We start from the raw sequence: 6,787 nt of genomic DNA on the forward strand, positions 1-6,787 counted from the left end.
CAGTAATCCCGATGGAAAGCCCGATAAAAAACCTGATGGTAATCCTGATGGAAAGCCTGATAAAAAACCTGATGATAAACCCGAACCTGACGGCAAAGACGATCCAAAAAAGGACGAAAGGCCTAAAGAGGACGACAAGCCAAAGGAAGACGGAGGTTTGCTCTGTAAAGTGTTTCCGAATATTTTGGCATGCGACGAATTGCCCGAAAAAGAAGAACCAAATTTAGAGATTCCTAAAGAAACTATTGATTTGAACTTCACACCTGACAATACCTTTAAAGAGTATGGCGAATGCCCTGCTCCGGTAACGTTTCAGGCTTTGGGTACGGAATATAAAATCAGTCTTGAGCCGGCTTGTAATTTAGCTGCCATGATGCGCCCTTTTATTATCGCAATGGCTTGGCTGGTGGCTTCGTTCTTTGTGGCCAGAGTTGTAAGAAATAACGCATAGGTGGATTTATGAAATTTTTAGCTGCTCTTGCTCCATATTTGATAAACCATGTTGTCAAATACATCCTGACTGCCTTAGGGGTGTCTATCATTACCTATGTCGGTTTTGACGCACTTATGGGTAATCTTAAAAATCATTTTATAAACAGTATGGGGGCGGTTCCCGCCGGTGCGATCCAAATATTTTATATCGCAGGCGGTGGCGTTGTTTTGAACATCATGTTTGGCATGCTCGCCTTTGTCGTTACTTTTAAAACCTTGTCTAAATTAAGCTTCGGCAAGAAAGGTTAAAGATGGCAGCTATTACTCTGATTACAGGTAAACCAAGAATCGGCAAAACTGCTTTTGCCGTCGAACTGCTTATGTTTGATGATTTTTATAAAGGCAGAAAAATCTTTTCAAACATCAATGGCCTTTTGATAGACCATCATAAACCGCCCGAAGGTCATAGCTGGGAAGACATGCACGAATGGCTGCAATGGAAAGAAAATATAGGCTCTGTCGTAATATATGACGAAGTGCAATATCTGTTCCCGACACGTTCCAGCGGTTCAAAAATGCCTGAAAACGTTGCCTTTTTGAATATTCATGGCCATTACGGTATTGACATGATACTAATCACACAATCGGCCAAGTTGCTTGATGTGAATTTGCGCGAAGTAGTTAATAAGCATATACATATAGCTGCAAACAAAATGGGCGGTTTGACTAGACTCGAATGGAACGAAGTAGCCTTAAATCCGACACAACAGGCAAGAAACGCCTTGTCAAGTTCGCATAAAATCAGACAAGAGGTTTTTGAATACTACAAATCCGCCGAAGTGCATACCGCGCATTCGCACGTTAAATCAAGATGGTATTACGTCATCATCGCCATGTTGTTTATCCTGCCGTGTATCTTAGGTTTGGTCGGATTTATGGGCTATAAGATGTATCAGGGCTATAAAGAAAAAGCAGGAATAACGGCACAGTCCGAAGAAAAAAAAGAAGATACAGGTTTTAAAAATCCGCTTGACCCTGAAAGCCAAAAAGAAATGATGCCGCAAAGCGGAATTCAGGGGCAAAACCTCAAACCCGAAGACTTTGTGCCAGTTCTTGCCGAAAAGCCCGAAAGTAAACCTATCTATAATGGCGTCCGTCAAGTCAAAACATTTGAGTACCCTGTCGGCTGCATCGATGGCGGCAAAAGCGGATGTACCTGTTATTCTTCTCAAGGTACACCGCTGAAAGAAATCACTAAGGCAATGTGTAAAGACTATGTCAAAAACGGATTGCCGTTCAACCCATACAAGGACGAACAACAGGTAGCACAACAGCAACAGACCGCACAACAGACCGCCTATGAGCCTGAAAAAGGGCAAGTCCTTACGATGGGTGGGAAAAGTCCCCAAAATCTCATGTATGACGGCTACGTTGAAGCAGGGAAACAGTTTGCACAACGCGGTGGGGTTGTCGGTACTGAATGAAGTAAAGGTTTTCTGAAATTTAGATTACATTTACAAAATTTAACATTATATTTATTGCAACACCGCTAAAATAGCGGTAATATACACATATGGACAGACAACAAGGTCTTCTACCCCACCGAATCGGGGCGAGGTTCGGACTTATTAACCAAGTAAAGGATTAAAAAATGTCAAACTTAGTATTCAATACAAAAAAAGAAGCCGTTGAATTTTTGAGAAATATCAAATATTTGGAAGAAATGTCAAACGGCAACTTTTATCCCAAAGGCACTTATTACCTTGCTCATGGAGAATATAGCCAACCCGAATTTAAAGCTGTCAAATATAAAGACGGCTGGGGAATCAAAAAAATCCACTTTTATTATCCTAATACATTTCACACACCGAAAGACGGTCGCTGCATTGCGATCAGCGACTGGGACGGCAGCAATGATTTAGTCCTGCAAGATTCTTTTTATTGATTAATCCGCCACCCTTTGGGGTGGCAGCCCATACCGACGGGCAGTGTCGGCAAACAAATAGGAGCAAAAAAATGAAAGCAACATTAATCATCGAAAAATGCGGCGAAGGCTATATTTATGACCTGTTTTCAGACAAAGCAACTAAGCGTGGAGTGAAGTGTGGGTTAACTCCACTTGCGGCCGCAACAGAAGTGACAAAGATTTTAGCCAATTTAGCTACATCAACAGGTGCGGCCATAGTAGCACCGCCGGAGGTATTAGAATACATACCTACCCATCTAATAGGAGATACCGAACCAACCGATAAGGTTAAACGAATTAAATCCCTTGAAATTGTGGCAGATTTGCTGATTGTCATTTATGGAGAGAAGGCAAAAATACCATCTAATGTAGAAAGATACGCAATACACAATCCAATGCAGGCAATCGGGCTAATTGTACAACGACGCGAATTTCCAACCGACAGTTCAAAAGTAGCTGAGCTGATGGACAAAATCGAAAACCCCGATGATTTTAATTTTAGTCGCCCCGCAAACCTAGAGGAGCAGGCGGCATTTGATTTAAGATTGTATAAATCCCCTTATAACGCGCAATAACACGTAACGGCTGGCATGCAAAATGTCAGCTTTTTAATGGAGCAACAATCATGATTAACAATATGGAGTTTGGATATACCCCATATAACCTTAAGGGATTACGCCAAAAATACGGTTTGACACAGCAAGAAACGGCCGATTTATTAGATGTAAAAATATCAGGATTTCAACGCTGGGAGGCCGATATAAATCTCAAAAGCCATACAGACATGCCGTTAAAAAAATGGTTTGAGCTTTTACAAAAACTAACAAAATAAATATTGCATTACCGCTAAAATAGCGGTAATATACACACATGGACAGACAATAAGGTTTGTCACCGACACCTTGACGGAATCAAGGAAAAATACCGAAAGGAAATTATCATGAAAAAGACAATGATTAAAACATTCTACATTGACGAAGCCCGAAAAGCAGAGGGAAAACCTTTTAAGACTATAGGTGAAACCTATATATTAAATGGCTTCTGGAAAAAGGAAAGCGTGGAAAACTTCTTGATCAGAATCAATAACACCGGAAACTTTGTTAGAGTATCTCACCATGAGAGGTGGGACGAAGAGAAAGAATATTTTGAAATTAAACGCTAAGTAAAGGCCGCAAAAGCGGCCTTTATTATAAAAAGGTAAGTAAATGAGCAAAAACAATATTTTTAACAAGTATCCGCCTGTTATCCATGGTGAAGCCCGTGCAGAAAATGACGAATTTGTCGTTCACACCCGTTATCCGCGCTTTCTTGCGCGGAAATCACTAGATCACAGATACACGGGAACAATACCGGCGAAGCCTGTTAACGGCGATATGGTCGAAGATAGCAATACAGGCCGTCTCGCCTACCGCTCGAATATCGGGCTTTGGCTGTCGGACTTTATCTTTTTAGACAACAACCGCCCCGAAGTTACCGAAGAATGGCTGAATAGTCTGAAAAAAGTCTGCGACCAAATCACGGCAGACGATTTGATGTTGTCTGAAGATGGAGATCAGTATTAAATTTAAACCAATAAAACAACCGTTAATCAAGTCAGGGGGAGGACGTCCAGAAAGATTTGTAAAGACAGTTTTATCGTCTTTATAAATCTTTTTGGATACCCCTTGACGCTAGCTCACCCAAAAACGCTTTAAAGAAGGGTTGGTGCGGTTTTTTGCGCCAACCCCTGCCACATGGCGAATGTCGCCGAAGGCAAGCTTACGATGAGCTTCAAGCCCTGAATGAGTAAATAAGCCCATTGAGGGCTTGGCGTTTGACGAAACACCAAGTAAAGCCCACGACTTCGAAAGTACGGCCAAAGCGTAAGCTTGTAACAAAGATTGAAGCGTGGGCTTTTGTACATCTTAAGTTTGAACACTATCTAGGGCAAAAAGCCCGAATTAATAAGGTAAAACCATGTACTTAGGAATAGACGTTTCAAAGCTCACAATAGATTGCTGTTTGATTGCAGACGGCCAAAATCATCAGAAGAAGTTTCAGAATAACGAAGGAGGTTTTGAACAATTAACAAAGTGGCTACAAAGTCATAAAGTAACTGATAAGCTCCATTGCGTGTGCGAAGCAACAGGCACATATTATGAAGCTTTGGCCGAATACCTATACCACCGCTACATAATCACAGTTGAAAATCCAAGAAAGATAAAAGGCTATGCGATAGCAGAACTACAACGATCAAAAACAGACATACAAGACGCAAAGTTGATAGCGCAATATTGCCAAGACCGAAAGCACAAATTAAAGGCATGGCAACCGCCGGCAAAAGAACAGAAGCAATTACAAGAAATAGCCCGATATTTAGACTATCTGAAACAGCAACGCGCAACAGAAAAAGCAAAACAACACGAAGCACCGGACTACATCAAATCCCATATTCGAACAACTATTTCAAACTTGACAGCACAAATACAGACAGTTAAAAAACAATTACTCCAGTTCTACAAAGATAATCCAATTTACAACAACCTCCGCAAAAGGCTGAAAACAATAACAGGCATAGGCGAGCAAGCAACGGCCGTATTGTTATCAACTTATAAAAGACATGAATTTAAAAATGCAAAACAGTTCACGGCTTATCTAGGATTAGACCCTAGAGATTATCAATCGGGAACAAGCGTAAACGGCAAAAGCAGAATATCAAAAATAGGAAGTTCGGAAATACGGAAAAGCCTTTATATGCCTGCCGTTGTCGCATATCGTTGTAATGCCTTTCCTGAATTTGTAGGCCGTCTGAAAAACAAGGGGAAGCATATCAAGCTGATATTAATCGCCATCATGCGCAAACTGGCGGTAATCGCGTTCACACTTTTGAAGAACGGCCAAGATTTCCAAGTGGAAAGATATAAATAAAAAATTAAACCTGGCTTTCGCCGGCGATTTTCAATTTATTGAAAATAAAGCATAAATCAAAACATTAAATCCATTCAAAACAAAACAAACATCCCGAATAAATCGGGGTGCGTATTCTTACAACGTCAAGAAATGTAAAGATATTTGACTGTGCAATACACTATCTTTGTTTTATCGGCGGTATAAAGCAACCATGGTTTCAGCCGCTTTAACGCAGCTTTCCACATCGGCAACCAAAGCAATGCGGACGTAGCCTTCGCCCGGATTGCCTTGTTCGGTATCGCGGGCGAGGAAACGGCCGGGCAACACTTGGATAGCGGCTTTCTGCCACAGGTTGCGCGTAAATGCCAAGTCGTCGCCATCGGGAACTTTCAGCCAAATGTAGAACGACGCGTCAGGCAGTTTGACATCGAATGCTTGTTGCAAAATAGGGATGACGCGGTCGAATTTTTCTTGGTAGAGGCGGCGGTTGTCAATGACGTGTTCTTCATCATTCCAAGCGGCAATGCTGGCGCGTTGGACGGGAATGCTCATCGCGCTGCCGTGGTAGGTGCGGTAGAGCAGGAAGTTTTTGAGCAATTCGGCATCGCCTGCGACAAAGCCGGAACGCAAACCGGGGACATTGGAGCGTTTGGACAGGCTGGTGAACATAATAATGTTGCGCGTGCCGCGTCCTAATTGCGCCGCAGCCTGCAGGCCGCCGATTGGTTTGTTACCGTCAAAATAGATTTCGGAATAGCATTCGTCAGAGGCAATAACGAAGCCGTATTTGTCTTGCAAATCAAAGATTTCTTTCCAGTCTTCTAATTGCAGGACGCTGCCGCTCGGGTTGTTTGGCGAGCAGACGATCAGGACTTTGGTGCGCTGCCATACGTCTTCGGTCAGGCTACTCCAATCGGGGTTGAAGCTGGGCGCAGGACAGTTGGCAAAATGGATTTTGCCGCCGCCCAAAATAGTCGCGCCTTCGTAAATTTGATAGAAAGGATTGGGGCTGATAACGACTGGTTTGGGGCCGTCTGAAGCCGGATTTAAAACGGTTTGGATAAAAGAGAACAAAGCTTCCCGGCTGCCCAATACGGGCAGGATTTCATTGTCGGGATTGAGGCTCAAACCATCATAACGGCGGGCAACCCATTCTGCGCAAGCTTGGCGCAGTTCGGGCAGGCCTGCGGTCAGCGGATATTTTTCCAGTTCGTGCAGGGAGGCGGTCAGCGCATCGGTGATGACTTTGGGTGTCGGATGTTTTGGCTCGCCGATTTGCAGATGAATGGGCGTTACACCCTCGGGTGCATCAATGCCTTGCATAGCTTCACACAGGCGGGCGAAAGGATAGGGTTTGAGATGGTTCAATAATGGGTTCATGATGTTTCAGCCGGATAAATTCAGGCAACAATCTTAGCATTTTTTAGATAGATTGGGATAAAAAGGCCGTCTGAAAACAGGGTTTAAATGTGAACTGCACCCCAAAAGTTGGACATCCCC

The 6,787-nt window shown here is 43.0% G+C and carries 10 protein-coding genes; 9 read left to right on the plus strand and 1 reads right to left on the minus strand.

All coding sequences use genetic code 11. The annotated features are described in order from the left end of the window. From HMPREF3052_RS06530 to HMPREF3052_RS06570, 9 genes are all read left to right on the plus strand, one after another. A partial coding sequence (locus HMPREF3052_RS06530; RefSeq protein WP_283126964.1) for an IgG-binding virulence factor TspB family protein occupies positions 1 to 451 on the plus strand: 451 nt, incomplete at its 5' end. 8 nt (positions 452 to 459) lie between these two features. Next, positions 460 to 741 (plus strand): DUF2523 family protein, encoded by a 282-nt coding sequence (locus HMPREF3052_RS06535; protein WP_070749236.1) that lies wholly within the window; start codon positions 460 to 462, stop codon positions 739 to 741. Between the two features lie 2 nt (positions 742 to 743). Continuing rightward, entirely contained in the window at positions 744 to 1,916 is a 1,173-nt protein-coding gene (locus HMPREF3052_RS06540; RefSeq protein WP_070749237.1) for a zonular occludens toxin domain-containing protein, read from the plus strand. 167 nt (positions 1,917 to 2,083) lie between these two features. After that, a complete protein-coding gene (locus tag HMPREF3052_RS06545; protein ID WP_070749238.1) occupies positions 2,084 to 2,377 on the plus strand; it encodes a hypothetical protein in 294 nt (97 codons plus the stop codon). Positions 2,378 to 2,448: 71 nt separating this feature from the next. Next, positions 2,449 to 2,973, plus strand: coding sequence for a hypothetical protein (locus tag HMPREF3052_RS06550; RefSeq protein ID WP_070749239.1), 525 nt, complete (start codon positions 2,449 to 2,451; stop codon positions 2,971 to 2,973). 50 nt (positions 2,974 to 3,023) lie between these two features. After that, entirely contained in the window at positions 3,024 to 3,230 is a 207-nt protein-coding gene (locus HMPREF3052_RS06555; RefSeq protein ID WP_070749240.1) for a helix-turn-helix domain-containing protein, read from the plus strand. 108 nt (positions 3,231 to 3,338) lie between these two features. Beyond that, entirely contained in the window at positions 3,339 to 3,560 is a 222-nt protein-coding gene (locus HMPREF3052_RS06560) for a hypothetical protein (protein ID WP_070749241.1), read from the plus strand. A gap of 43 nt (positions 3,561 to 3,603) precedes the next feature. Then, a complete protein-coding gene (locus tag HMPREF3052_RS06565; RefSeq protein WP_070749242.1) occupies positions 3,604 to 3,960 on the plus strand; it encodes a hypothetical protein in 357 nt (118 codons plus the stop codon). A gap of 394 nt (positions 3,961 to 4,354) precedes the next feature. After that, the gene (locus tag HMPREF3052_RS06570) at positions 4,355 to 5,305 is read left to right on the plus strand and encodes an IS110 family transposase (RefSeq protein ID WP_070749243.1); all 951 of its coding nucleotides are present in this window, start codon (positions 4,355 to 4,357) and stop codon (positions 5,303 to 5,305) included. Positions 5,306 to 5,476: 171 nt separating this feature from the next. Here HMPREF3052_RS06570 and dapC read toward each other — a convergent pair whose 3' ends face one another. Continuing rightward, positions 5,477 to 6,667: a succinyldiaminopimelate transaminase gene (gene dapC, locus HMPREF3052_RS06575; protein ID WP_070749244.1), complete on the minus strand. Its 1,191-nt coding sequence runs from the start codon at positions 6,665 to 6,667 to the stop codon at positions 5,477 to 5,479. Positions 6,668 to 6,787 lie beyond the last annotated feature (120 nt).

Origin of the sequence: Neisseria sp. HMSC056A03 (genome assembly GCF_001815685.1) — a bacterium.
Lineage (GTDB): Bacteria > Pseudomonadota > Gammaproteobacteria > Burkholderiales > Neisseriaceae > Neisseria > Neisseria subflava.

Bases quoted from the DNA above. Each gene is read 5' to 3' on its own strand.
- HMPREF3052_RS06535 (WP_070749236.1), top strand. From the start codon at position 460: ATGAAATTTTTAGCTGCTCTTGCTCCATATTTGATAAACCATGTTGTC.
- HMPREF3052_RS06540 (WP_070749237.1), top strand. From the start codon at position 744: ATGGCAGCTATTACTCTGATTACAGGTAAACCAAGAATCGGCAAAACT.
- HMPREF3052_RS06545 (WP_070749238.1), top strand. From the start codon at position 2,084: ATGTCAAACTTAGTATTCAATACAAAAAAAGAAGCCGTTGAATTTTTG.
- HMPREF3052_RS06550 (WP_070749239.1), top strand. From the start codon at position 2,449: ATGAAAGCAACATTAATCATCGAAAAATGCGGCGAAGGCTATATTTAT.
- HMPREF3052_RS06555 (WP_070749240.1), top strand. From the start codon at position 3,024: ATGATTAACAATATGGAGTTTGGATATACCCCATATAACCTTAAGGGA.
- HMPREF3052_RS06560 (WP_070749241.1), top strand. From the start codon at position 3,339: ATGAAAAAGACAATGATTAAAACATTCTACATTGACGAAGCCCGAAAA.
- HMPREF3052_RS06565 (WP_070749242.1), top strand. From the start codon at position 3,604: ATGAGCAAAAACAATATTTTTAACAAGTATCCGCCTGTTATCCATGGT.
- HMPREF3052_RS06570 (WP_070749243.1), top strand. From the start codon at position 4,355: ATGTACTTAGGAATAGACGTTTCAAAGCTCACAATAGATTGCTGTTTG.
- dapC (WP_070749244.1), bottom strand. From the start codon at position 6,667: ATGAACCCATTATTGAACCATCTCAAACCCTATCCTTTCGCCCGCCTG.